At 55.4% G+C, this 26409-nt stretch carries 24 protein-coding genes and 1 pseudogene; 14 read left to right on the top strand and 11 right to left on the bottom strand.

The genetic code is table 11. The features are described 5' to 3' along the window. Entirely contained in the window at window positions 1-594 is a 594-nt protein-coding gene (locus THINI_RS15805) for a phosphoheptose isomerase (RefSeq protein ID WP_002709558.1), read from the top strand. Next, window positions 591-1871, top strand: coding sequence for an amino-acid N-acetyltransferase (gene argA / locus THINI_RS15800; RefSeq protein WP_002709557.1), 1281 nt, complete (start codon window positions 591-593; stop codon window positions 1869-1871). Before THINI_RS15805 ends, argA begins: the two co-directional genes overlap by 4 nt. A gap of 17 nt (window positions 1872-1888) precedes the next feature. Here the strand turns inward: argA and gatC are convergent, their stop codons facing one another. From gatC to THINI_RS23620, 4 genes are all read right to left on the bottom strand, one after another. Next, window positions 1889-2176, bottom strand: coding sequence for an Asp-tRNA(Asn)/Glu-tRNA(Gln) amidotransferase subunit GatC (gene gatC / locus THINI_RS15795; RefSeq protein ID WP_002709556.1), 288 nt, complete (start codon window positions 2174-2176; stop codon window positions 1889-1891). 3 nt (window positions 2177-2179) lie between these two features. Beyond that, window positions 2180-3610 carry an Asp-tRNA(Asn)/Glu-tRNA(Gln) amidotransferase subunit GatB gene (gene gatB, locus THINI_RS15790; RefSeq protein ID WP_002709555.1) on the bottom strand — a complete coding sequence of 477 codons (1431 nt, stop codon included), beginning with the start codon at window positions 3608-3610 and terminating at the stop codon, window positions 2180-2182. A gap of 13 nt (window positions 3611-3623) precedes the next feature. After that, window positions 3624-5102, bottom strand: coding sequence for an Asp-tRNA(Asn)/Glu-tRNA(Gln) amidotransferase subunit GatA (gene gatA, locus THINI_RS15785; RefSeq protein WP_002709554.1), 1479 nt, complete (start codon window positions 5100-5102; stop codon window positions 3624-3626). Between the two features lie 90 nt (window positions 5103-5192). After that, window positions 5193-9032, bottom strand: coding sequence for a choice-of-anchor L domain-containing protein (locus tag THINI_RS23620; RefSeq protein WP_002709553.1), 3840 nt, complete (start codon window positions 9030-9032; stop codon window positions 5193-5195). Window positions 9033-9245: 213 nt separating this feature from the next. On the opposite strand from THINI_RS23620, the gene THINI_RS23615 reads away from it, so the two are divergent. From THINI_RS23615 to THINI_RS15760, 3 genes are all read left to right on the top strand, one after another. Further along, the gene (locus THINI_RS23615) at window positions 9246-10412 is read left to right on the top strand and encodes an MltA domain-containing protein (protein ID WP_002709552.1); all 1167 of its coding nucleotides are present in this window, start codon (window positions 9246-9248) and stop codon (window positions 10410-10412) included. Window positions 10413-10494: 82 nt separating this feature from the next. Further along, entirely contained in the window at window positions 10495-11583 is a 1089-nt protein-coding gene (locus THINI_RS23610) for an MltA domain-containing protein (RefSeq protein ID WP_002709551.1), read from the top strand. Between the two features lie 93 nt (window positions 11584-11676). Continuing rightward, window positions 11677-12927 carry a coiled-coil domain-containing protein gene (locus THINI_RS15760; RefSeq protein ID WP_002709550.1) on the top strand — a complete coding sequence of 417 codons (1251 nt, stop codon included), beginning with the start codon at window positions 11677-11679 and terminating at the stop codon, window positions 12925-12927. Here THINI_RS15760 and THINI_RS15755 read toward each other — a convergent pair. Next, complete coding sequence (locus THINI_RS15755; RefSeq protein WP_002709549.1) at window positions 12924-14714, bottom strand: ABCB family ABC transporter ATP-binding protein/permease; 1791 nt, start codon at window positions 14712-14714, stop codon at window positions 12924-12926. The two genes, THINI_RS15760 and THINI_RS15755, sit on opposite strands and share 4 nt — an antisense overlap. 49 nt (window positions 14715-14763) lie before the next feature. Between THINI_RS15755 and rluB the strand changes: the two genes are divergently transcribed. The 3 genes and pseudogenes from rluB to THINI_RS15745 all read left to right on the top strand — a co-directional run bounded on the left by rluB (window position 14764) and on the right by THINI_RS15745 (window position 17449). After that, a complete protein-coding gene (rluB, locus tag THINI_RS15750; protein WP_002709548.1) occupies window positions 14764-15621 on the top strand; it encodes a 23S rRNA pseudouridine(2605) synthase RluB in 858 nt (285 codons plus the stop codon). Between the two features lie 166 nt (window positions 15622-15787). After that, a pseudogene (locus tag THINI_RS27360) lies at window positions 15788-15934 on the top strand (FAD-dependent monooxygenase); the annotation flags it as partial. 48 nt (window positions 15935-15982) lie between these two features. Beyond that, window positions 15983-17449 carry a GMC oxidoreductase gene (locus THINI_RS15745; protein WP_245536631.1) on the top strand — a complete coding sequence of 489 codons (1467 nt, stop codon included), beginning with the start codon at window positions 15983-15985 and terminating at the stop codon, window positions 17447-17449. Here the strand turns inward: THINI_RS15745 and THINI_RS15740 are convergent. Both THINI_RS15740 and gmk read right to left on the bottom strand, forming a co-directional pair. After that, the gene (locus tag THINI_RS15740) at window positions 17428-17931 is read right to left on the bottom strand and encodes a PaaI family thioesterase (protein ID WP_002709546.1); all 504 of its coding nucleotides are present in this window, start codon (window positions 17929-17931) and stop codon (window positions 17428-17430) included. The genes THINI_RS15745 and THINI_RS15740 overlap by 22 nt on opposite strands. Beyond that, the gene (gmk, locus tag THINI_RS15735; RefSeq protein ID WP_002709545.1) at window positions 17931-18551 is read right to left on the bottom strand and encodes a guanylate kinase; all 621 of its coding nucleotides are present in this window, start codon (window positions 18549-18551) and stop codon (window positions 17931-17933) included. The genes THINI_RS15740 and gmk overlap by 1 nt, the downstream gene beginning before the upstream one ends. Before the next feature lie 91 nt (window positions 18552-18642). Between gmk and gloB the strand changes: the two genes are divergently transcribed. Next, window positions 18643-19422: a hydroxyacylglutathione hydrolase gene (gloB, locus tag THINI_RS15730; RefSeq protein WP_002709544.1), complete on the top strand. Its 780-nt coding sequence runs from the start codon at window positions 18643-18645 to the stop codon at window positions 19420-19422. On the opposite strand, the gene yjgA is transcribed toward gloB, so the two are convergent. Further along, entirely contained in the window at window positions 19419-19922 is a 504-nt protein-coding gene (yjgA, locus tag THINI_RS15725; protein WP_002709543.1) for a ribosome biogenesis factor YjgA, read from the bottom strand. The two genes, gloB and yjgA, sit on opposite strands and share 4 nt — an antisense overlap. Next, window positions 19915-20802, bottom strand: coding sequence for an NAD-dependent epimerase/dehydratase family protein (locus THINI_RS15720; RefSeq protein ID WP_040839491.1), 888 nt, complete (start codon window positions 20800-20802; stop codon window positions 19915-19917). The genes yjgA and THINI_RS15720 overlap by 8 nt, the downstream gene beginning before the upstream one ends. Here THINI_RS15720 and THINI_RS15715 point away from each other — a divergent pair. The 3 genes from THINI_RS15715 (at window position 20801) to THINI_RS15705 (ending at window position 22719) form a co-directional block, all read left to right on the top strand. Next, a complete protein-coding gene (locus THINI_RS15715; RefSeq protein WP_002709541.1) occupies window positions 20801-21115 on the top strand; it encodes a non-heme iron oxygenase ferredoxin subunit in 315 nt (104 codons plus the stop codon). The genes THINI_RS15720 and THINI_RS15715 overlap by 2 nt on opposite strands. 4 nt (window positions 21116-21119) lie before the next feature. Further along, the gene (locus THINI_RS15710) at window positions 21120-21806 is read left to right on the top strand and encodes a DUF1287 domain-containing protein (protein WP_002709540.1); all 687 of its coding nucleotides are present in this window, start codon (window positions 21120-21122) and stop codon (window positions 21804-21806) included. A gap of 100 nt (window positions 21807-21906) precedes the next feature. Beyond that, window positions 21907-22719 carry a hypothetical protein gene (locus THINI_RS15705; RefSeq protein WP_040839490.1) on the top strand — a complete coding sequence of 271 codons (813 nt, stop codon included), beginning with the start codon at window positions 21907-21909 and terminating at the stop codon, window positions 22717-22719. A gap of 20 nt (window positions 22720-22739) precedes the next feature. Here the strand turns inward: THINI_RS15705 and THINI_RS15700 are convergent, their stop codons facing one another. Beyond that, the gene (locus tag THINI_RS15700) at window positions 22740-23435 is read right to left on the bottom strand and encodes a hypothetical protein (RefSeq protein ID WP_002709538.1); all 696 of its coding nucleotides are present in this window, start codon (window positions 23433-23435) and stop codon (window positions 22740-22742) included. Window positions 23436-23687: 252 nt separating this feature from the next. Between THINI_RS15700 and THINI_RS15695 the strand changes: the two genes are divergently transcribed. Further along, entirely contained in the window at window positions 23688-23927 is a 240-nt protein-coding gene (locus tag THINI_RS15695) for a hypothetical protein (RefSeq protein WP_002709537.1), read from the top strand. Window positions 23928-23980: 53 nt separating this feature from the next. Here the strand turns inward: THINI_RS15695 and THINI_RS15690 are convergent, their stop codons facing one another. Next, entirely contained in the window at window positions 23981-24481 is a 501-nt protein-coding gene (locus THINI_RS15690) for an anti-sigma factor (RefSeq protein WP_002709536.1), read from the bottom strand. A gap of 156 nt (window positions 24482-24637) precedes the next feature. Between THINI_RS15690 and ycaO the strand changes: the two genes are divergently transcribed. Continuing rightward, window positions 24638-26374, top strand: coding sequence for a 30S ribosomal protein S12 methylthiotransferase accessory factor YcaO (ycaO, locus tag THINI_RS15685; protein WP_002709535.1), 1737 nt, complete (start codon window positions 24638-24640; stop codon window positions 26372-26374). Window positions 26375-26409: the final 35 nt, after the last annotated feature.

Below are 26409 nucleotides of genomic sequence, written 5' to 3'. Positions count from 1 at the left end.
ATGAATTTGCAGACACGCATCCAACAACACTTCACCGCCAGCATCGAAACCAAGCAGAAAGCGCTGGGATTGCTTCAGGAACCGATCCTGCAAGCCGCTCAACTGGTGTTCACCAGCATCCAGCAGAATGGCAAAATCCTCAGTTGCGGCAACGGCGGCTCGGCTGGCGACGCCCAGCATTTTTCTTCAGAAATGCTCAACCGTTTCGAACAGGAACGCCGTGGTCTGCCCGCCATTGCGCTGACGACGGATACTTCCACCCTCACCTCCATCGCCAACGATTACCGTTACGAGCGCGTGTTCGCCCGTCAGATTGAAGCACTGGGTCGGCCCGGCGACGTGTTGCTGGCTATTTCCACCAGTGGCAATTCCGCCAATGTCAACCGCGCGATTGAAACCGCCCATGCCAGTGGGATGCGCGTGATCGCCCTCAGCGGCAAAGCTGGCGGCGAGATGAAAGACCTGCTGCAAGACGGCGACGTGGAATTGCGCGTACCCGCCGACAGCACTGCCCGCATCCAGGAAACGCACCTGCTGCTGATCCACTGCATTTGCGATCTGGTCGACCACTTGTTGCTGGCCGAAACCGCATGACCGGTTCCGATGGCAACAGCGTCCTCCTGCTGCGCGAAGCCGCCCCCTACGTCTACCAGCACCGGGACAAAACCTTTGTCATCGCCTTCCCCGGTGAAGTGGTGGAGCAAGACAGTTTCCGCCGCCTGATCCAGGACATTGCCATCATTGCCGCGCTCGGCTGCCGCATCGTCATCGTCCACGGCACGCGCGCGCAGATTAACCAGCGGCTGGCAGTGGCAGGGCGGGTTTCCCATTTCCACCACAATATCCGCGTCACCGCGCCTGACGACATCCCGCTGGTAGAAGAGGCGGTCGGTCATCTGCGTATCCGCATTGAAAAGCTGCTCAGCCATGCCCTGAACCAACCCAGTTTCGCGGGTGAAGACATCGGCATCTGTTCCGGCAACTACCTGACGGCGCAACCACTGGGCATCATTGATGGCGTGGATTACAGCCATACCGGCAAAATCCGCCGCATTGCCCATGCCTTGATTGCCCAACAACTGGACAGCCACAACATCGTGCTGGTTTCCCCGCTCGGTTATTCCCCCAGTGGTGAAACCTACAACCTAGATTACGAGCAGGTAGCACTCAGCACCGCGAAAGAACTCGCCGCCGACAAGATCATTTTCCTCAGCGACCATGATTTGCAACTGCCGCGCGAGCTGGTGGCCGGGCAAGTCAACCATGACCCCTCCGCCTCCCCTTTCCTGCTGAAAATCGCCAGCTTGCTGCTGCACAGCGAGATTGAGCGCGTGCATCTGCTCAACGCTGCGCAAGATGGCGCGTTATTGCTGGAACTGTATACCCGCGATGGGGTAGGCAGCATGGTCGCCACCGAGCAGTTTGAAAGCCTGCGGGCGGCAACGGTAGAAGACATCAGCGGCATCCTGGAACTGATCCGCCCGCTGGAGCAACGCGGTGTGCTAATCAAGCGATCCCGCGAACAACTGGAACTGGAAATCGGCAAGTTCCACATCATCACCCGCGACCGCGAAGTGATTGCCTGCGTTGCCCTGTACGACACTGACGCCCCAGAAGTAGCCGAACTCGCCTGTCTGGTGGTCAACCCACAATACCGGGGCGGCAACCGGGGCGACAAGCTGCTGCGGCACGTTGCCCAACTGGCGAAAGCGCAAGGCAAAACCCGCCTGCTGGTGCTCACCACGCAAACGACTGACTGGTTCCGGGAACGCGGGTTTGTGAAAGGCAGCGTGGAAGAACTCCCCGCCAACAAGAAATCGCTGTATAACTTCCAGCGCAATTCGCAGGTGCTATTCCAGGAACTGGCCTGAAACAGCACCCACCACACTCATTCAATGACTTTTGGCACCAGATAGAGGCCATTTTCCACTTCAGGAGCCACTGCCTGGTATTTTTCCCGGTGGTTGGTTTCCGTCACCACATCCTCGCGCAAGCGCTGGGTCATGTCGAGCGGGTGTGCCATTGGCTCCACGCCGGTGGTATCCACAGCGCTCAACTGATCGACAAGATCAAGGATATTGGAAAGGTTGCGTACATAACCCTCCAGCTGCTCTTCTGGCACCGCCATGCGGGCCAGATGGGCGACTTTTTTCACTTCTTCGGCAGAAATAGACATGGTTCAGCCCTCCAGCTTTTTCTTCAGGATGTCATTCAGCGCCGCCGGGTTAGCCTTGCCTTTGGAAGCCTTCATCGCCTGACCAACGAAGAAGCCAAACAGCTTGTCTTTGCCGCCGCGGTATTCCGCCACTTGCGACGGGTTGTTGGCAATAATCTCGTCGATCACAGCCTCGATCGCGCTGGTGTCGGTAATCTGCTTCAGACCTTTCTTGTCGATGACTGCATCAGCGGAGCCTTCGCCAGCCCACATCGCGGCGAATACGTCGCGGGCGATCTTGTTGGAAACGGTATTGTCCTGAATGCGCTTGAGCAGTTCCACCAGTGCGTCGCTGCTGACCGGGGAGGCGGCAATGTCCATACCGTTATCCGCCAGCGTTTTGCTGACTTCCCCATTAACCCAGTTGGCGGCCAGTTTGGCATCGCCACACGCTTTGGCCACCGCCTCGAAATACTCCGCCTCGTCACGGTTCTGGGTCAACAGGCTGGCGTCGTAATCGTTGAGGCCATATTCGCTCATGAAACGCTGTTTTTTCGCATCCGGCAGTTCCGGCAGGGTGGCGCGCACGGCTTCGATGTCTTCCGCCGTGATCGCGACTGGCAGCAGGTCAGGGTCGGGGAAGTAACGGTAGTCGTTAGCGTCTTCCTTGCCACGCATGGAGCGGGTTTCGTCACGATCTGGGTCATACAGGCGGGTTTCCTGCACGACTTTGCCACCGGATTCGATCAGGTCGATCTGGCGTTCAACTTCGTGATTGATGGCGCGTTCGATGAAGCGGAACGAGTTCAGGTTCTTGATTTCCGCGCGGGTGCCGAAGTCTGCACCGGGGCGGCGCACCGATACGTTGGCATCGCAGCGGAACGAGCCTTCCTGCATGTTGCCATCACACACGCCAAGGTAGCGCACCAGCGCGTGCAGTTTTTTCATGTAGGCAACCGCTTCCTTGGCGGAACGCATGTCGGGTTCGGAAACGATTTCCAGCAGTGGTGTACCTGCGCGGTTAAGGTCGATGCCGGTCTTGCCGTGGAAGTCTTCGTGCAGGGATTTGCCAGCGTCCTCTTCCAGATGCGCGCGGGTGATGCCGATGCGTTTGACTTCGCCGTCTTCCAGCTCGATGTCCATGTGGCCTTTGCCGACTACGGGCAGTTCGTACTGGCTGATCTGGTAGCCTTTCGGCAGGTCAGGGTAGAAGTAGTTTTTGCGGGCGAATACGGATTTTGGCGCAATGTGTGCGTCAATCGCCAGACCGAAGCGGATAGCCATTTCAACCGCTTTCCTGTTCAACACCGGCAGTACGCCCGGCATTCCGAGGTCAACCAGATTGGCCTGTGTGTTCGGCTCCGCGCCGTAGGCAATTGATGAGCCGGAGAAGATTTTTGAATTGGTGGAAAGCTGGGCGTGAATTTCCAGACCAATGACGGTTTCCCATTCCATGATGCTTTCCTCCTTACGCAAACTTCGCTGGCAAACGGGTGTGCCAGTCAGTCCAAGATTGGTACTGATGCGCGATATTCAACATGCGCGCTTCCTCGAAATAGTTGCCGACCAACTGGATGCCGACCGGTAAGCCATCCGCCGCGAAGCCGACCGGGAAGGTCATGCCTGGCAGACCGGCTAGACTGACCGGGATGGTGTAGAGATCTTCGAGGTACATTGCAATCGGGTCGTCTTTTTTCGCGCCGATACCGAAAGCAGTAGTCGGGCAGGATGGCCCCATGATCACGTCCACGTCGGCAAATGCTGTATCGAAGTCCTGTTTGATCAGGCGGCGTACCTGCTGGGCTTTCAGGTAGTAGGCGTCGTAATAGCCTGCGGAAAGTGCGTAGGTGCCGATCATGATGCGGCGTTTGACTTCCGCGCCGAAACCTTCCCAGCGGCTGCGTTCGTACAGGTCGGTGAGGTCTTTCGGGTCTTCGCAGCGATGGCCGAAACGCACGCCGTCGAAGCGCGACAGGTTGGAGGAGCATTCCGCCGGAGCAACCACGTAGTAAACCGGCACGGCCAGATGGCTGTTGGGCAGGGAAACTTCCTTGATGATCGCGCCCTTGGCTTCAAATTCCTTGATGGCGCGTTCGATGACGTCACCCACCTTTGCATCCAGCCCTGCGGAGAAAAACTCTTTCGGCAGGCCGATTTTCAGCCCTTCGATGGAATCATTCAGGGTGGCGGTGTAGTCAGGGACGGCACGATCCACGCTGGTGGAGTCGCGGGAATCCAAACCGGAGATCACGTTCATGGTAATCGCGCAATCTTCAGCGGACGGAGCCATCGGCCCACACTGATCCAGACTGGAGGCGAACGCAATCATGCCGTAGCGAGAAATACGCCCGTAGGTCGGCTTGATGCCGGTGATATTGCAGAAAGAGGCTGGCTGGCGGATGGAGCCACCCGTATCCGTACCCAGTGTCATTGGAGCCAGACGCGCCGCAATCGTCGCAGCACCGCCGCCGGAGCTGCCGCCCGGCACCTTGTCGGTATCCCACGGGTTACGCACATTGCCGAACGCGGAGGTTTCGTTGGAGGAACCCATCGCGAATTCATCCATATTGTTCTTGCCGAGCAATACGCCGCCCGCTGCTTTCAGCTTTGCTGCCACATGCGCGTCGTAAGGCGAAATGAAATTCGACAACATGTTGGAGGCGCAGGTCGTGCGCACCCCTTCCGAGCAGAACAGGTCTTTCAGTGCATACGGAACGCCCGCCATCGGGCCGGACAGCTCACCCTTGCGGATGCGGTTGTCGATGTCGACCGCCTGTGCCTTGGCGGAATCGCGGGTGATGGTGATGTAAGCGTTCAGCTCAGGATTGAAGCGTTCGATACGATCAAGATACGCATCGGTCGCTTCCATGACTGAAAATACGCCCGATTGCACCCCGTCGCGGATGCCCTTGAGCGACAGGGTATGAATGGAATCAGCCTTGGACATGGTTTCTCCGGTTTATACCCCAAGGGGTAAATCAATGAACGGCTAACTATAGTCAAGCCGCTTGTCACTGGCAACCGGAACACACCACTATTACCGGGGAACGCTGCCAAGCACAATATAATTGGCAGAACCGGTACTGTTGTCAGGGAACAAAATCACCGTACCGATCAAGAGATTTATTTCATTGGCCGGACCGCTGAATACGACATACCCATCCATGTTTAAATCAGTTGCGTAATAACCACGCAACTGAAAATTGGCATTAACCTTGGTATTTTCCGGTGCCACCAGAATTGAACCCAAGATGACACTGCTGTCACTCCCTGGCCCATTGAGGATCACCGAGTTGCTGTTGTTGGTATCACCTGACCACATTATCGACGTCTGGCCATCTTGCAGACGCGCCAAGTTGCCACCGAAAACAGGGGTTGCGGAGCTGGTGAAATCAATCAGGGTCGAGGCAGTTGATAGGTTAAGCGGTGTCGCCGTCATCACCCCCAAGTGATTACGGTGACGCACGACCACGTAATATCTACCATCAGCAACATTCAACAATTGCAGTTTTTTCGAGCCTGTGACAGCATCAACGATGTCACCATCGCGTTGCAGGATAGCAGCCATGCCCCCCCTACGGGCGGTAGGATCCAACGCATCCCGCAACTCAACCAGCACCCAATCAACCGGGGCATTGCCGTTAGTTGCATTTTTAACTGCCTGAGACATGGTTTCAGTGCCATGGTAATCAAACGGGGAAAGGGTGCTGCTTGAGTTACCGTAACCAAATGCCGTCTTCAGTTCACCGTAAGGTTGCAAATCAGGAATAAACCCCAATCTGCCCAAATCGTCATCCATCATTCCGGTCGTGGAATCGTATGCACCGTTCAGGAACGCCCGCACTTCCACGCCAACCGTTAAGTCTTCCGATATGTCCAAATAAGAAGGATAGCCATTGTTATCATCGTCAACCGCATCGTCGGGGTTACCGTCACCATTGGGGTCTGGCTGCTCATCCTTGGTGGGCGAACCATCATTGTCATCATCGGCATCCAGATAATCCGGCATACTATCCAAATCTGTGTCACGGGCATCAGCCGGGATACCATCCCCGTTAGCATCCGGTGCTTCATATCGGGTCAGGATGGTGTCATTATCGTCATCAGTATCCAGATAATCCGGAATGCCGTCGTGGTCAATATCACGCGCATCCGCCGGATCATGGTCGCCATTCGGATCAGGCATTTCGTATTTTGTCAGGATAGTGTCACCGTCATCATCCGGGTCAAGGGCATCAATGAGACCATCTTTATCATGGTCTAACGGCTCTGTAGGGTCATGGACTTCATTCAAATCGTCGAGGCCATCACCGTCACTATCCCAATTCCAAAGGTTGGTACCGATAAATTTTTCCGCCGAATCCATCAACCCATCATGATCATTGTCTTCGTCAACATCCAGGACAGAAACGATCAGTACCCGTGCCACACAAGCCCCATCAGAATCGCAGACTTTCACACCAGTGATATACGCATTATCATGGTTGTGATCCAGCGGGTTTTCATAATCCGGTAAATTTTTAAATATAAGCACACCTGTTACGCTATCTAAGCTAAACAGTGCATTGTCTGGCTGTGGATCAAATGAGTAGACCAAACCATTGTCTTCAGAATCTTCATTGTCGACCGCATTGAAATCATCCACGATGGCATCACTGTTTTCATAATAAAGGACGGAACCCGGGTTGGAGATAGTCGGTGCTTGATTTTGGGGTTTCTCATCCGCATCGAGCACTTGAATACTCAGTATCTGGGTGTCAAACAAACTACCATCACTAACCTTGACCTGAACTTCATAGACATTGTCCTTGCCCATATCCTGCGGGTTTTCATAATCAGGAGCCTCGATGAAACTCAGGACACCAGCACTACTGATCAGGAACAAGTGCCGGTCATCTCCCCCATCGAGGGAGTAAGTAATAAAATCCCTGTCAGCATCCGCCGCCGACACGATTAGTGGAACCTTTTGGTTCTCTTCCATCTTGATTACGGCGGAAGGCTCGCTGTTATTATAAGTGATTTGAGGCGCAACATTCTCCACCACATCAGTCACTGTCACAAACAGGGTTTGGGAGCTAGCCTTCAGGCCATCTGTGGCCTCCACTTTAACAATATAGACATTGTTACGGTTTGCATCCTGTGGATTCTCATAATCTGGTGGCTGACTAAAAGCCAACTTGCCGCTATTACTGTTGATCTGGAATAAAGCTTCATCTTCTCCAGCGAGTAAGCGGTAACTTACCGTGTCACCATCAAAATCTATTGCCTCTATAACCGTTACTGCCTGGCGATTCTCCGGCATATTCATACTGGCAGTTGCCCCACCGCCATTACTGATGATTTTAGGAGCCAACCCCTCAGTCACATCCTGCACCTGTACATTCAGGGCTTGCAAGCCCACAAGACTCCCGTCAGTCGCGCCAACCTCAACCTCATAGAGGTTATCCTTACCCTCATCCTGCGGCGATTCATAATCCGGAGCAGTAATAAAACTCAGCGCGCCAGTGGCAGGATTGATGCTGAATCTGGCCGCATCTTTGCCCCCATTAATATAATAGGTAATGGCGTCACCATTCGGGTCAGTTGCAGAGACTATAGTGACTGCCGTTTGCCCTTCCTTGACAGAAACATATGCACTCCCCCCCCCACTATTACTGTTAATCTTGGGAGCCAGGTTTGCAGCTGAAGACAGGGTGAGACTTGCCGTATCATCCTCAGCCGGGTTACTTCCGGCATTGAACGGGGTGGAGTCCGGATCTTCGTTAAATGCATACAGGATTTCACCATTAATGACATAGTTACCCGCACTACCCACCTGCGCCCGTACCGTCAAAGTCTTGGAGCCATTGGCCGGTATCTCGCCAGCATCCCATTCACCGGTTGCCGGGTTGAAAGTTCCTGCCGAATTGTCACCCACCCACGTCAAGCCCGCAGGCCAGTCCAACCCCACCCGCACCAGGCTGGTGGCCGTATTCGAGGCATTGCTGATGGTATAGTTGATTTTTACTTCACTACCTTGCGCGGGCGTCAGCTTGTCCGCGCTAGCCTGCAAGGACAGATCCACCGTCTCCGACTTGGTACTGGTCAGCCATTTGAAAAAAGCGCCAGAATCATAAGCAGGATCCCCCACATCGGCCAGTGCCAGCTTGACATGGTAGCTATGGCCTGCCGACAAATTGGCAAGTGATGCTGTAATCGGGTGGCTAATACCATCCAGCTGGGTTAACGGGTTTCCCCCACCATTACCGTTGTCAATGAAATAATTGGCGTTGCCGAGATTACAGGTTGCCCCATCCGCTGCCGAACCAGCCTTACCGCCATTGACATTGTTGACCGCGATGGCGTCACCTGACCCCGGCATGAAGGCCGCGTTCTGCACACCATCAAGCCCTGGCCCCGACACGAACAAACCAAAGGCATCATTGAAGCGGCTGCAAACATACTCGGGGTACTCTTCCGAACCAAACGCAAACACAAAGTTGAGCCGGTCACCTTGCGGCACAATGTCAAACTCGACAATAGCGGGATCGTATTTGGCCTTGGAGCCGAAGCGGGCTATATCCTGGTCAGCGTACACAGCACCGGTATTATGGGAATAGGCAGCGGAATTGTTGGGGCCTTGCAAGCTCCCGACATTGCCGGTGCTAAGAAACATGCCCGTATCAACACCCAACAACGCTTTGCCGCCGGAAAAAATACCGAACTGCTGTTCTGCACCATGGGGAATGGCAAGGTTGCTTACTGTCAAACCCGGGCCGTCCAGAATACCACTAAGTTGGGCAATACTTGCGCCCGGATTATACACCACTTCCGCCTGAACAGGCGCAGCGGAGAGCAACGCCAATAGCAGCCCCCCTCTGACAAGCTTTGAAATCATCACAGCCCCTTCCAACTTTATTGTTATTCATTCGCAGAAGCCCCTCAGCAAGTTTCCGGCTTCAATAGGAAGCAAGGTTATATAATAAATATAATTTATTCAATCAAAAGTTCTCCTTTCATCGGATCGTACCGTTCACGGGTTTCACCCTGCGCGTCTTACCGCCATACTCCCAACAAACCCAAACACACAACAAGAACAAAGGGTACCAATATGCTTCAACGTCTTGCAGCGGTAGCCATACTGATGATCACTGCCAGCAGCTCAGCCTCCATGGCTTATACCGATACCTCTATCTGGGAATCCTGGCCAACCATTGTTGCCCCACAGCCCCAAACCCAGGCTTACCAACAACCCCACCGGGAATTTACCCCCAGCCGCCAGGGCAGTTTCCAGCCACAGTTCCAGCTGGCCGCTTACCACCCGGCAGCCCCGCCACGTGACGGCGCCATCCAGCATGGTTTACGCAGCCTTGCCAAACTACTGGAACGCCGTAACCCTTGGGAAAACACACCCTTGATGGGCAACAGCGTCACCCACGGAATGCTGGCTGAAACCGTGCAGGCGCTACTCAACTGGAACGGCCCCTTACTGCCAGAAACCTTGTCGCGCCAGTTTGACCTACTACCCATTGATTCCGCCAAAGGGCAAGGGTTGGGCGATTTCACTGGCTATTTCACCCCGGAACTGAATGGCAGCCGCATCCGCACCGGGCGCTTCAAAACCCCTGTCTACAAAATGCCCCCGCGGAAACTGGCCAACGCCAGCCATGCCGACATTGCCAACGGCGTGCTGACTGGGCGCGGGCTGGAGATCGCCTGGGTCGATAACCCCTTTGCGCTGTATATCGCCCAAGTACAAGGCGCGGCACTGATCCACTTCACCGATGGCAGCCAAAGCCTGATCGACTATGCGGGCAACAATGGCAAGCCGTTCTCCTCCGTCAGCAGTTACCTGCTCAAAACCGGTTACAAACGCGGCTCACTGAGTAATGCGGAAATTAACAACTGGCTGCATGAGCACCCGGAAAAAATCCGCGAAGTGCTGACCAGCAACCCACGCTACATCTTTTTCAAGGAAACCAACGCCATACCTACCACAGCCTCGGGCAATGGCGTGATTCCCGGCCATACCATCGCGGTTGACAACCACCATATACCGCATGGCGCGGTCCTGCTGGCGGAACTGCCGCGTTTCGACGGGAACGGAAACCCCACTGGCACGGAATGGCGCGTACTGTTTGCCCAGGATCGCGGCAAGGACATCCGTGGTAAAGGGCGCATGGATCTGTACCTTGGCATCGGCCAAGCAGCGGAAACCGCCGCCTACCGGATTTCCGGCGCTCACCGCACCTATTTACTGATGCGCAAACCCGGCTAGCCCTCCTCCCCGGAACTTATGATTGATTTCTCAGCAAAATCAGCCATAATAAACAAAAATTATTTTATAGAAGAGGGCTGACATGTTCCGGACAATCCTGCTGGCCGCAAGCGCCTGCCTGCTTGCGGGGAGTGTTCACGCACAACAACCTGCCAACACTTTCCAACCATCAAACTGTGATGCCAGTATTCAGGGAAACCAGATTGCCCTGCGCCCGTCGTGCCTGCGCACTGCGCCCACACTACGCAACGCCTTGGCTGACTTATCCGTGTACTTGCATACCACTAACCCCGACAAGCTGGTTTCCCCAGGCTATGCAGGGCCTTTGGAGGTGGAAAAGCTCCAGCAGACGGTCGAGCAATTGCTTCAGAAAATGGATAACGCCTCCGCTGGCGACGTGCAATTCCACTTCTACGCGTTGGGCGACCCGGATGATAAACGCCCGGTGCAATTTGGTGGCTATTTCACGCCAGTGCTGGAGGTCAGCGCCAAACCCACCGGCGCATTCCAGTACCCCATTTACGCCAAACCAGCGGATGGAACAACCCGCCTGCCAACGCGCGGGGAAATCATGCAGGGCGCATTGCGCGGCAAAGGGCTGGAAATTGCCTGGACTAACAACCCGGTGGACTACTATTTCATGCAGGTACAAGGTTCCGGCTTGATCCGCTATCAGGATGGGCGCACGCAATTGCTGGGCTTTGCTGGCAAAAATGGCTACCCCTACACCAGCATCGGGCGTTACATGCAACAACAGGGCTATTTGCGTACCGGCAACCTTTCCAATACCGCTATCCGCCAATGGTTCAAGCTGAACCCTGGCAAGGCGGATGAAGTGCTGGCGGCCAACCAATCTTTCGTGTTTTTCCAGCCAACCGACGAAGCCGTCCGTAGCGCATCCGGCCTGCCGGTCGTGGCTGGCCATACCGCATCCGTCGACCCCAGCATCATCCCATTCGGCTCCATCCTGCTCGCTGAGCTGCCTTTACGTGACAACAACGGCAAAATCGTGCAACATGAATGGCGTTTATTGCTCGCCACCGACCGTCGGGCTGACGACAAAACGGCTGTCAGGATAGGCATCTACACCGGCGAAGGCGAAGCAGCAAAAGCAGCTGCGGCACGCTTTTTCCCTGCTGGCCGTGCGTTCATACTGCAAAGTGGGGCATAATTTTACCCATGGATTGAACTGCGCGGGCAATTCCGGCATCCAAGGCTATACTAAACAGAATAAATGATTGATTTCGATACAGGGTCTTTTCTTATGTTGGGTTATATTGACTGGATCATCATCCTGATTGCGCTGATGGCTGCGCTCGGTGCGGTATTGCTGTTGTTACCACAAACGACCAGCAAGGAAACCCAGCAGCTACGGGTAGTACGCCTGCAAGCCGAAAATGACCGCAAGCGGGTGGCCGAAGTGCTGGAAATGACCCAGCATGGCGTCAAGGACGCAGAAGCCCTGCTGGAAAAACTCAAGGCACAAGTCGAACACAGCAACCGCACTTACGAAGCCAGCCAGGCACGCGCCGAACAGGCAGAACGCATCATCGAGCGCGTCACCACCGCTGAAGGCGAAATCCGCGACATTTCCAGCCAACTTGGCGAACGCCTGCAACACCTGCAAGGCTATTGGGATGAACAACTCGGCGATTCCGTAGAAAGCGTCAAGCGCATCCGCAGCAAGCTGCACGAGGGTCTGACCCAGGTTGACGACAGCCTCAACCGCCTGCGCGAACAAGAAACCATGGCGCAAAGCTTCACCCGCAAGCTGATCGAGCACCAGCACGCTCAAGCCCTCAGCCAGCAGGAAAACGCCCGCCTGTCCGCCGAGGTACACAGCCGTCTGGAAGAAATGCTCAAGGAATCCAGCCACCTGCTGGAACAAATGAATATCTACCAGACAGACGCCGACACCATCTTCCAGAAATTCAGTGCGGACATGGAAGGGCTGGAATCACAGGCCAGCGAACACTTCAGCACCCTGTTCCAGGCCACCGACTTGGCGCGCCACGAGCTCAACTCCGGCCTGGAAGAAAGCCGCACCCACGTGGAAACCATGCGCCGCCGCGAAGAGCAAAGCAACGACCTCAGCCGCCGCATTTCCCAACATTTCGAGCAAATCGACCACATCCGCGTCGACCGCATTGCCAAAACGCTGGATCTCACCGAGCAAATGTCCACCGACCTGCACAAAGGCATGGAAAACGCCCGCGACCTGCTCTCCTCACTGGAAGTAGCTGTCCAGAACGTTACCGCTAGCCTGGACTCAAGGCAGCCACAGGAAGAAGTGACGGAAGACGCGCCCGAACTGCTGGATGATGTTGGCAATCTGGTCAACCTGATCCATGAACAGCAAGCCGCTTCCAATGCCGACAGCACAGCGGAAGACGAAGCCGCCGAACCACAGGGGATTGAAGCCAGCAATCTGGCAGATCTCGGCAGCCTCAAGCCAGTCAAGGCCGAAGAAGAGCCAACCCCACACAACCTGCTGACGCTACGCGCTTACCGTTAAGGCATTTCCGCCTCCTCATCCCGCGCTTGTAACTCCCACATATGCTGGTACTGCCCACGCAGTGCCAGCAGTTCGTTGTGTGTCCCCTGCTCCACCACTTTCCCGCCATCCATCACCAGGATCAGGTCGGCATCCACCACCGTGGATAACCGATGCGCGATCATCAGCGTGGTGTGATGCCCAGCGACTTCGTGCAGGGTTTGCTGGATGGCCTGTTCGGTAGCACTATCCAGCGAGGAAGTGGCTTCGTCGAAAATCAGGATCGGCGGCTGCTTGAGGATGGCACGCGCAATCGCTACCCGCTGTTTTTCCCCACCGGAAAGTTTCAGGCCGCGCTCGCCCACCACGGTTTCCCAACCATCCGGCAGGCTGTCGATGAAGCGGCGGATGTGCGCCATGTCAGCGGCTTTTTCCAGCTCCGCCTGCGACGCCTGCGGGTTGCCGTACAGCAGGTTGTAGCGGATAGTGTCGTTGAACAGCACCGTATCCTGCGGCACGATGCCAATGGCTTTGCGCAGGCTGGCTTGCGTAACCTGCGCAATATCTTGCCCGTCGATCAGTATGCACCCACCAGTCACGTCGTAGAACCGGTACAGCAAACGTGACAGGGTGGATTTGCCCGCACCGCTATGCCCGACCACCGCCACAATTTTCCCGGCAGGTACGCTGAAACTGACGCTGTGCAGGATCGGGCGTTCGGGTTGATAGGCGAAATCGACAGCTTCGAAACGGATGGCTCCCTCACGCACCTGCAATTCCGGCGCATTCGCTGCATCTTTCACTTCCTGCTCCGTTTCCAGCAAGCGGAACACCATATCCATATCCGCCAGCGTGTATTTGACCTGCCGGTAGACGATGCCGAGCGTACCCAACGGCAGGAACAGTTGCAGCAGGAAAGCATTCACCATGACCAGATCACCGATGCCCATTTCCCCGCTGACCACCGCGTTGGCGGCGAAGAACATGATGATGGTGACGCCGATGGCAATGATGGATGCTTGCCCGAAATTCAGCAGTGACATGGAGGTCTGGCTTTTGACTGCCACATCCTCCCATTGACCGAGGGTGGCGTCATAGCGGTCGATTTCCAGCTTTTCGTTATTGAAGTACTTGACCGTTTCATAGTTGATCAGGCTGTCGACAGCCTGGTTGCCGGACTGGGAATCAAGCCGGTTCATTTCGTGGCGATGATCCATGCGCCATTCGGTGATCTTGATGGTGAACAGCACGTAAACGGCAACGGTAGCAAACGTGACCACGGCAAACACCGGAGAATAATCTTTCAGCAGAATCAGTGCAACCAACGAAAATTCCACCGTAATCGGGATAATGCTGAACACCATGAAATTCATCAGGGTACTGACCGAGCGCGTGCCACGTTCCAGGTCGCGGCTGATCGCTCCAGTCTTGCGTTCCAAATGGAAACGCAACGACAGGTTGTGCAAATGCTCCAGTACCCTTGCCGACAGCTTGCGCATGGCGTGGTAGCGTACCCGCGCGAACACGGTATCACGCAATTCGTTGAACAGCGCACTGGCAAGCCGCAGCGCACCGTAGCCCAGTAGCAGGATGACTGGCAACACCAGCAACTGTTCACCCTTGCCGTCAAGCGCATCCACAATGTCTTTAAGCATCACCGGCACACCGACGTTGGCCGCTTTCGAGGCAATCAGGCAAGCCAGCGCGAACAAGGCGCGCCCACGGTATTCCCACAGGAACGGCAACATGGATTGGAGGTTATGCCAGTCGCGGCGGTTGTCTTCAGGTCGTTCAGTTCGGTTTATCATTGTTGGTGGGTGCATTCTTTTTTGGTAACGGCGTGATAATATCCCATCCATGAAAGAACGCATCCAGAAAATCCTCTCCCGCGCCGGTTACGGTTCCCGCCGTGAAATCGAGCGCTGGATCGCGGCAGGTGAAATCCTCGTCAATGGCCAGCCCGCCACTACCGGCCAGGCAGTAGATGAGCGCGACCAGATCGTCCTGAAAGGGCAGCGCCTGCATCTGGGTTCACGGCTGAATGCCACCCCCAAAGTACTGATGTACAACAAACCTGCGGGCGAAGTCTGCACCCAAAGTGACCCGGAAGGCCGCAAGACCGTGTTTGAAGCATTGCCCAACATCCGCGCCGGGCGCTGGGTGATGATTGGCCGCCTCGACATCAATACCGACGGCCTGCTGCTGTTCACCACCGATGGCGAACTGGCCAACAAACTGATGCACCCCTCCTCCGAAGTTGAGCGCGAATACGCAGTGCGCGTGCTGGGCAAGGTAGAACCGGAAATGCTGATCCAGTTGCAGGAAGGGGTGGAACTGGAAGACGGCAAAGCCAATTTCCTGCGCATCAAGGATGCAGGCGGCGAAGGCGCGAACCACTGGTATCACGTCGTGCTGGCGGAAGGCCGCAACCGCGAAGTCCGCCGTTTGTGGGAATCACAGGGGGTGAAAGTCAGCCGCCTGATCCGCATCCGCTACGGCTCGGTGGAATTGCCGCGCTACCTGCGCACTGGCCACCACAAGGAGCTGGACGTGAAAGCCCTGCGCAAACTGTATGAATCTGTCGGCATGACTTTCGATGACGGTTCTGATTTCAAGCCGACGCGGCCAGGTCAACGCCCACAACAGCCAAACCGCCACAATCCCGCTGGCGTTTACAAAAAGAAACCTGCCGTGCGCAGGCGCGACCCTAATTGACAACTATTTCTTTCGGGCAGCTATGCAACATAACATTCCGGTGCTAGAGTTTTATATGAAGACACCTTATCTAGCACACACAGAAAAAGGTGTCAGGTAGGGCTTCCTGACAAACCCCGGCACGTCAGAGCGTATAAAAACATCAGCCTAACGGATTTTCAATACCATGTATTCAGATGCAAGGCTTATTGGTAATGACACAACAGTTAAAACCGATATTTGTATCATTGGCAGTGGTCCTGCGGGCATAACGCTCGCCAGCGAATTATTAAACAGTGGTTTAAATACCACTATCCTTGAAAGCGGTGACGACAAACATACCCAGTTTGGCAATGACCTGAACAAAGGCTCACTCTCAGGCATGTTAAACCAGGCAACCGATGAAGTCAGGGCGCGGCAAGTCGGCGGCACCGCCAATCACTGGATTGTCAAAATGGCCAGCAATACCGGCAACGGTTTCCGCTTTGTGCCATTACAAGCGATGGACTTTGATAGCTGGCCTGTTTCAAAAGCAGATATAGACCCTTATTATCAAAAAGTTCATCAGCTTTTTAAGCTAGGCCCATTCGCTTATAACGACCCGGATGTCTGGAAAGCCGACACGGATGGCCCGACATTAACCAATGACGGTATTAGCTCTGGCATATTCTCTTTCTGCTCCACCCATTATTTTACCCGGCAAATACCTGATTTAATAAAAGACAGCCCAACGCATACTTTATACAAGAATGCCACCGTCCGCGAATTGCAGGTTTCACCGGATGGCAAACAGGTCATTGCCGCCAAGGTCGTCACGCCCGAGGGCAAAGAATTCCGGGTGGAAGCCAAGCAGTTCATCCTCGCGGCAGGCGGGTTTGGCGTGCCCCAGTTGCTGCTAAACTCCAAAAGTGCCAACCACCCCAATGGCCTAGGCAACAACCAGGATGTGGTAGGGCGTTACTACATCGACCATAGCCTGATATTGCACGGTTACTTTCAAGTGGAAAGCAAACTGCTGGAAAAACTGAAATTCTATGACATGCGCGATGTCAACGGCGTTTCCGTCATCGGCAGCATCGGCCTGCCCGAAACTGTCAAGCAACAACACAGCCTGCAAAACCTGGAAGCCATGCTGTTCCCCAAACCTGGCGTCCGGGATTACAACGCCTTTAAAAGCGCGCAGGAATTCGCCTGGGCCTTGCAGGGCAAGCCCATGAGCTTACCCCTGTGGAAAAATACCTGGAATGTCATCAAGGGACTGCCTTACCTGATGCACATTGCCTACCAGAAATTCGCCAAAGGCATGATCATCATGCCCGGGTTGGCAACCGGCGGCTGGTCGCACCTGTCAACCCAGGAACTGCAACGGCGCTACCAGATCATTGAATTGATCGGCATGACGGAACAGAAAGCCAACCCCAACAACCGTGTAACCCTGAGCGACACGCTTGATCCGCTTGGCATCCCCCGCATCCGCGTGCATATGGAACCAGATGATGCCGACATCCCCTCTATCCTGGCGACTGAACAACGGCTGGTAACAGGCTTGCAGGCCAGCGGGTTTGGTGAATTCCACTCCTATAACGGGCAGGATGGCAAGCAGCTTAACTACTACACCCGCACCTGCCATCACCTGATGGGTACTGCGCGCATGGGTAACGACCCGGCCACCTCAGTGGTCGATGCTGACTGCAAGCTCCACGGCATCGACAACTGTTACATCGCCAGCAGCGCTGTTTTCCCCTCCGGCGGTTACGCCAACCCGACCATGACGATCCTGGCGCTTAGCCTGCGGCTGGCCAACCGGCTCAAGCAGTTGTCAGGCGTTCAGGTCGCCGAGCCAACCTGATGCAGGTAGCCCGGCGGGCGTATCGCCACCACGCATACCACTTTGGTACAAAGCCGGTTATGGCCGTCATACAAACCATACTCAAAACTCGGCGTACTACGATTGCGCCGAGCCAGCTCCGCATGGATTTCAGCCTCTTTTTCCGGTGGAAAATCGAAACGCAATTCCATGTCGGTAATGCCTGGGCGCACGAAGTCCACGCTCAAATGCCGCGTCCACACATGGTAATCGGGGAACAGTTTCGCACAGGCCAGCGGTGCAATCGGGTCGGCCAACGACGCCTGAAAACCACCGAACATGCTGCCGCCCATGTTGCGCGAAACCCAGGTCAGCGGCAGGCGGATGCGGATATGCCGCCACTCGTTTTCCAGCGCCATCACCTTGATGCGCATCATCCACCACGGCGGGTAAAGTTCCAGCCGACGGCTATCCGGCAGGAATTTCAGCCAGCGCCGCGAAAATTTGACGACGTTGAAGCCCATCAACCGACCAGCGCATCCAGCAACGCTTTATGGTGCTGTTGTTGCCTCACCAGCTTCAGGCGCTCGCTGCGGAAAATGCAGGCAAGCTCTTCCAGCGCGGACTCGAATGCATCGTTGATGACGATGTAATCGTACTCGGCGTAATGCGACATTTCGCTTTGCGCATCCCGCATCCGCCGCTGGATGGTTTCCTCACTGTCCTGCCCGCGACCGCACAAGCGTTCCCGCAGGGCGTCCACCGACGGCGGCAGGATGAAAATGCTGATGGCGTTTCCCGCCCGTTCGCGTACTTGCTGTGCGCCCTGCCAGTCGATTTCGAGGATCACATCCTTGCCGGACGCCAGCAGCGCATTCACTGACAACCGCGAAGTACCGTAGTAATTGTCAAATACCTGCGCATATTCGAGAAAGTCGCCACCAGCAACTTGCTGGCGGAAGATTTCCGCCGTCGTGAAATGGTAGTGCACCCCATCCTGCTCACCGGGTCGCGGCTGACGGGTCGTGGTAGAAACCGACACCACCAAACCCTGTACCCGCCCACGTAAGGCATTCAATAAACTGGATTTGCCCGCACCCGACGGGGCGGAAACGATGTAAAGCTGACCAACAGGTGTATTCATCCGAAAATTTGCCCCAGGTTGCCTATAAAGGTTCGATTATAAGAAGATGTGGATTATAGTTGAAAGACATGACCACAAGTGAGGTGTCCCCATGATGCAGGTAATCCCGATACCCGCGTTTACCGACAATTATATCTGGCTGATCAGCAATGAGGAGCGCAAACACGCCGCCATTGTTGACCCCGGCGACGCCTTGCCCGTTATCGCGGAACTCCAGCGCCGAGACATGCAGCCCATTGCCATCCTGATCACCCACCACCACCGCGACCATGTAGGCGGGATCGGGCAACTGTTGCAAACCTGGCCTGGCCTACCGGTCTACGGCCCAGCACACGAAGCCATCCAACACATGACCCAGCCACTCAGCGAAGGCCAACAGGTAAACCTGGAGCCACTCGGCCTAAGTTTCACCGTCATGGAAACATCGGGGCATACCGCCGGGCATATCGTGTACTACGGCGAAGGCAGCCTGTTCTGCGGCGACACCCTGTTCGCCAATGGCTGTGGGCGCGTGTTTGACGGAACCCTCCACGACCTTTACCACTCACTGCAACGCATCGCAGCACTGCCTGCCGAAACGCTGGTATACTGTACCCACGAATACACAGTCGACAACATCGGCTTCGCCAAATGGGTGGAACCCGACAACCCGGCGCTCGACGCCCGTCTGGAAGAATGTTGGGAACTGCTGGACTCAGGCCGCCCAACTGTACCGTTTGAACTGGGCCGTGAGTTTGACACCAACCCGTTCCTGCGCACCCACATTCCGGAAGTCATTGCCCGCGCGGAAGAAATTGCCGGGCGTGAAACCCACACCCCGGAAGACGTGTTTGCGGTGCTGCGTATCTGGAAAGATACCGAGTACGATTAACCGCCCACTTCCCGCAGCAATTTGAACAGTTCGCGGCTGCTTTTGGGTGGCTTGCTTGCAGCCTGTTCCTTGCGGGCATTACGGATCAAGGTGCGCAAACGTTGCACGTCAGTATCCGGGTGTTCCGCCAGCCACTCGCTTAACGCATCATCATCCGCCAATAGCTGGTCACGCCAGCGCTCCAGCCGGTGCAAGCGTACCGTGTCAGCGCGGTCTTTGCGATCCCACTCTGCAAACTTGGCCTCAATCGGCTCCAGCTCTTCGGAGCGCATCAGCTTGCCGATGTACTGCCGTTGGCGGCGGATAGCGCCATTGCTGGTCAGGCGTTTGGCCAGCATCACCGCGTCGTAAAGCGTTTCCGACAAATCCAGTTGGTCAAGCTGCTCCTGGCGCAGGGTAATCAGGCGCTCCCCCAAATCCTGCTTAGCTTCGGCCTCACGCTTGAAATGGCTTTTGCTGATATAGTCGTCTTCATCATCATCGTATTCGTAATCAATCACTGTCTTGTCCTTCCAACATGCCCAGGCCAGCGGCCAGGGAGGGGTACTGTAACCGGATTCCCAGTTCCGTCAACAACTTGTCGTTGCGGATGCGGCGTGATTCCTGCAAATACGACAGCATCCCGGCACTCATCGACATTTGCGCCTCCTCCATGCTGACCTGCGGCGGGCGCGGCAAACCGGCGTAATCCGCTACCGTGTTGAAGTAATCGGTCATGGTGGAAGGGTGGCCGTCCGTAGCGTTGTAAACCGCGCCTGCCGGGGCAGCTTCCATCGCCCGCTTGCAGATCAGCGCCAGATCGTCGGCATGGATGCGGTTAGTCCACGGCGCCTCTTCCGCACGCAATACCGGCTCACCACGCTGGAGGCGCTCCAGCGGCAAGCGGTCGGGCGCATAAATGCCCGGCACACGCAGGATGACAATTTCACCGCCAAAACGCGCGGCCCATTCCTGCACTGTGTTTTCCGCATCGGCGCGGCGTTTGGCTCGGGCAGCGGCCGGTTTCAAGGGTTCGGACTCATCAATCCAGCGCCCCTCACAATCGCCATACACGCCAGTCGTACTGATCAACACCACCCGCTGCGGCGCGGCATCCACGCCCTTGAGGAAACGGCGGATACGGTCATCGGTTTCACCCGTAGGCTGCGGCGGCATGAACCAATACACCAACGCCTCATCCAGGGCGAAAATCGGGAAAAAACTACCCTGGTCGACATCCCCCTTGCGCATTGCCAGACCTTGTTCCAACCCCAGACGCAAGGATTCCTCACCCCGTACCCAGCCTATAGCCTTGACCCCCTCGTTTTGGTATAACCGTCCCACCCGGCGGCCTATATCGCCGCACCCCATGATCCAGACATTTTGGTTAAGCTTACTCATGAATGACTCCCAACTCGATGCAGGCAGTATAAACGAAATCAAACCCGGCAAGATGAAGCGCGTGGATGCCGACAATGGCAAACGCATCCTCATATGCCATCTGGAGGACGGTTTCTACGCCGTGGATGACATGTGCACACACGAAGATGCTTCCCTCTACCTCGGCTGCTTGCACGGCGACCGGGTACATTGCTCCCTGCACGGCGGCGAATTCAACGTCAAAACCGGTGAGGCAATGGTGGAACCAGCGGAAATCCCGCTGCAAACCTACCCTGTCAGTATCGAAGATGGCCGCATCCTGGTAAAGGTCTGAAGCCATGCTGGGCAAGTTGCTGCGGCTGTTGCTGATTCTGCTGATCCTGTATTTCATCGGGGACTGGATTTATCGGCGCTTTATTGCCCCGCCGCCCCCCCCCACGGTCGTGATTCCCACCCCGCCAGTCACGCCGCCGGAGCCTCCGCCTGTCCTCACGCCGGTTCCGCCACGGCATGTGCAGAAGATGCTGGAGTCCGTTCAGGAACAGGTGAAAGTTACCCGTTCATATGACCCCAAATACGTGCGCCTCAAATACCCGAATGGCGATGTGCCGGAAACCACTGGTGTATGCGCAGATGTCATCGTGCGCGCCTTCCGCGCCCAAGGCGTCGACCTGCAACAGGCATTGCACGAAGACATGCGGCATAATTTCAGCCAATATCCGAAGAAGTGGAGCATGAAAAACCCCGACAGCAACATCGACCACCGCCGGGTTTACAACCTCATGCGCTTTTTCGAGCGTCAGGGCAAAGCCCTGCCTATCACCCAAAACCCTGCCGATTACCTACCGGGCGATGTAGTGGCTTGGGATCTGGGCAAAGGGCAAGCGCACATCGGCATTGTCACACAGTTCAACACAACTGACGAACGCCCCCTGATGGCGCACAACATTGCTTACGGAACCAATATCGAAGACGCCCTGTTCTTCTGGCCGGTCATCGGCCACTACCGCTATTTCACCCATTAAGGCACTCACCCCATTCAACAAACCTACTAATGTCCTGGTCATGGCAACACTGACTTAGGACTAAACGATGACAACTTGTAAAACCTTACTCCCATTAACCATGGCAAGTCTCCTGTCCGCCTGTGGAGGAGGGCAAGGCAGCAACCTGGATAACCCAGTACAAAGCAGCCTCAATAACACCTATGCTGTAACCAGCAGTAGCAGTAGCAGTAGCAGCAATAGCGCCAATATTTACGTGCTGAACGCGGAAGGTTTCTGGCAGGGCAATGCCATCAATACCAGCCGGACTATTTCTTCCCTGATACTGGATAGCACCTATTACTGGATTCTGTATTCATCCGCCGGCAACCCTAACCAAATAGGCGGCGTAATCGTTGGCAATACCCTGTCCCGTGATGGCACCTTTAACTCCAACAACAGTAATGACTTCAATTTTGAGATTGGGGCAAGCTTTCCTGTCAGCTGGGTAGGCAGCTATGTCAACCGCTCCAACTTGCAAGGTACGCTGACATACGAAACGCCTGGTAGCATTGTCAACCTGACCGCCAGTTATGACAATAATTACAGCCAGCCAGTCAAGCTTGCCCAATTGCAAGGCTCTTACAGTGGCACAAGTGCGACCTTGCTGCGGGGAAGACAAAGTACAACCCTCACCATTTATGCCACTGGCCAAGTCAGCGGTTCGCGCGAAGATGGCTGCACGTTTACCGGCAACGTTTCACCCCGTCCCCGTGGCAATGCTTACGGCATAAACATCAACTATAGCGGCAACTGCATCGAGTCAAACGCTAGCGCCCACCTAAACTACAGTAATGGTTCTGCCTATTTCGACCCAAACACTCGGCAACTATACAGCGTCACCCTAAACGGTACCGCCCAAGATGTGCTTGCCTTTGTTGGCAGGAAACTATGACAACCAGAAGTATAGCCGTCTCAATGCACGGGCAGGCGCGAACGCAGTTCATCACGGTCATACCACCACTGCCCTTCCACCAGCGCATCCACAACCTGGCCGAGGCGCGGCAGGAATACCTTGGGGTCAAGCAAGCCCATGCGGTTTAGCCATAAATTCATGGCTTCCTGAGAGTTCACATTGCTGTGGCGCTCGGCCACCTTGCCCAGCATGGCGCTGGTGAGGAACATTACGCTATCGCGTTTTTCACCCTCCAGCCGCAAGTCGGCGATGTAGTGCGCGACCGCCGCTGCCACCGCAGCCCCATCCGCCTTGTCTGGCGTGGCGTCAATCAGGTGGTTGAGCATGACGATGGAAAGTTCCGGGCCGATCGGGTACGTCACCGCCAGCCACAAACCATTCCCCAGCGCGGGCACTGAGGCTGGCAAATCACAGCGGAACAGCACATCACAGCAACGCACGGCGTCTTCCCACAGCTCGAGCTCACAGTAAATCCCGAAAGATTCGCGGGTCATGCCCCAGGCGGCTTCGCGCATCCCTGGCTCCTCCAGCTCCAGCATGATTTCGGCAATGTCGTATTGCACGCTGGCGCGCTCCAGCGGGTTGCTGGCGGGGGTCAGCTGCATCAGTTGCGCCTGACGCTGGGCCAGCTCATTTTTCAACAACTGGCGGGAATCGGGGGCTGCGGTAAATTCAACCGGGGTCGTTTCATTCATACTGTTATGCTCAAAGTTCAAATGTTGGCAAGCATAGCAAAACCGGGCAGCCCAAGTTAAAAAACCCTGCCGGACATACTGCCTCATACCGCTGCCAACAATGCCCTTATGATTTGCATCACTTACTAATACCTGCCATATAATAATTCATTTAAATGTTAAGGTAAGGTTAAAGATTAAATAGGTAGCCTGATAGTTATTCAAATCAGAGGAGTCCAATTAGCAAGGACAAGCTAAGAGGAGCAAATAAATATGATTGATTTCATGCAAAAAATAATGCAATCGACAACCAACAGCATAACTGATGCTATAACATTTCTAATTATTGCAATCTTTTATGAAGTGACCGTATTGCAACTGCCCATCCCAGAAGTTTTTAATATGCTGGGAATACTCGTCATTATTGCCTTGGGCATTAATCTCATTATCGCGCCGGAGAACCCTCTACCGCAGCGCATTTTTAATACAGATTTCCACAATGTGAAGCAATGAGCTACACCCGTACAATCCCCGAGAACAGAACCCCGGGCAATTAGCCGTGAGGCTCAGGGCTGTACCATCAGCAACACTTGCCCGCTGCCTGTACCCTTTTCCTGTTTAAGGACAAACTTATAGGGTTCCAGCACCGGAACATCTGTCACAATCGGCGCATACAGATCTTCGCGCCCTGCTCCCTTGTGCAACACCGCCCCGGAAACCGGCTCGCCGCTAGCACCACGGGCGTCGTACAGCCACAACTGGTAAAAATTACCGTTCTTCGGGTCAGGCAAATCACGGATACGCATGACCCCTTGCTGCTGTTGGCTATTCCAGACCAGATCGCCTTGCACATCCTTGACCAATGGGTTCAGGGTACGTAGCCAATGGCCGCTGACGCTGGCGGGGTCTGCCAGCAGTGTGTCGCGCAACTGGCTCAAGCCAGCAGGCGAGGTATCCGCCAACGCCCCTGCAAACCGGTTGGACACATACAGGCTTCCCCCTGCCAACAAGAGCAGCAGCAAGAAACCAACCCACCATTTTGTCCACGCTTGACCGACCAACGGCATATCCACTCCCTTTTTACCTATTTTTATACAGGGGTCACAAAAATCTGCTGACATAACATCATCGCCTAATTATAACGAATAACAAGACGCCTGCTTGTGCAGTGCGCTAAAATAGTTCATCCCAATTTGACGGATAGCTACCAACCGAGTTCCCCCATGCAAGAACAAACCTTTATTCCGGGCAAAGATGCAGCACTGGAAGCTTCGATTACGTCCATGCAGGAAAAGCTGCACAGCATTGGCTTCAACATCGAAGAAGCTTCCTGGCTGAATCCGGTGGCTAATGTCTGGTCAGTCCACATCCGTGACCGCGACTGCCACCTGCTGTTCACCAATGGCAAAGGCGCGTCGCAAAAAGCCGCGCTGGCCAGTGCACTGGGAGAGTTTTTCGAGCGGCTCAGCACCAACTATTTCTGGGCAGATTTCTATCTAGGCAAAAGCATCGCTGACGCCAACTTCGTGCATTATCCCGAGGAAAAATGGTTTCCCCTCGATGGCGGCGACAGCTTGCCGGAAGGCATGCTGGATGAGGACAGCCTCGCCTTCTATGACCCTGAATCCACCCTTGATGCCAGCAAACTGGTCGACCTGAATTCCGGCCACGAGGAACGCGGCATTTGCAACCTACCCTACGTGCGCCAACGCGACGGCAACACCGTGTGGTTTCCGGTCAACATTATCGGCAACCTTTACGTCAGCAACGGCATGTCCGCCGGAAACAGCAAAACCGAAGCGCGTACCCAGGCACTGTCAGAAATTTTCGAGCGTCACATCAAGTTTCGTATTATTGCCGAGGGAATCTGTCTGCCAGATGTACCGGACGACGTTATCGCCCGCTACCCGCATATCCTGGCCGGGATTGAGGAATTGCGTGCTGCCGGTTTTGGCGTCCTGGTGAAAGACGCCTCACTGGGCGGGCAATATCCGGTCATGTGCGTCACCCTGCTCAACCCGGAAGACCAGGGCCTGTACGCCAGCTTCGGCGCGCACCCACGTTTCGAGGTGGCGCTGGAACGTTCCCTCACCGAACTGCTGCAAGGCCGCGCCCTTGACCGCCTGTCCGGTTTCGCCGAACCCAGTTTCGAGCTGGAAGACGTGGCCTCGCCGCAAAACCTGGAAACCCATTTCATCGACTCCAGCGGCCCGGTACACTGGGATTTCCTGTGGAGCGAGCCGGATCATGCATTCGTCGACTGGAATTTCAGCGGCACGACCGAGGAAGAATGCCAATACCTGATGGAACGCATCCATGCCGACGACTACGACATCTACATCATGGATTACGAACACCTGGGCGTGTACGCCTGCCGCATCCTCGTGCCGGAAATGTCGGAAATCTATCAGGCCGAAGACCTGGAATGGGACAACAACAGTACCGGCAACGCCTTGCGCGAAGCCATCCTGCACCTGCCAGAACTGGACGATGACGAATGCACGGAACTGTTCGATGCCATCGAAGACATGGGTCTGGATGAACACCAACCGGTAGCCGCGCTGATCGGGCTTGCCCCTGACCCTGGTTCACTGTGGGCTGATTTGCGCGTGGGCGAACTCAAGACCCTGCTGGCGCTGGTGATGGATGACGAAGACGCCATCCGCGAAGGCTGCCAATGGATACGCCATTTCGAGCAGGTCAACGCAGACCGCCGCCGCGTCTACCGCTGCATAGAAACCCTGCTGGACATGGAAGACGCCGCTGGTTACGCCCCCAACATGGGTTTGCTGTATGGCGAAAGCGTGCTGCAACGGGCACGGGATTTGCTCGACGGCAGTCTGCGTTTCTGGGGAATCACTGCGCCAACGCTGGAATTGCACGGCTGCCAGATACACCAGCAACTGCTCGCCGCCTACCGTAAAGTGCATAAAGACTTGGAAACGCATTCACCGCTATAATACCCGCATCATCCGCAAGGTATTGGGAGGAGGAA

It is taken from the genome of Thiothrix nivea DSM 5205 (genome assembly GCF_000260135.1).
Classification (GTDB): domain Bacteria; phylum Pseudomonadota; class Gammaproteobacteria; order Thiotrichales; family Thiotrichaceae; genus Thiothrix; species Thiothrix nivea.
The sequence above is the reverse complement of the archived record's forward strand: the minus strand, read 5'-3'. Positions and strand labels throughout refer to the sequence as shown.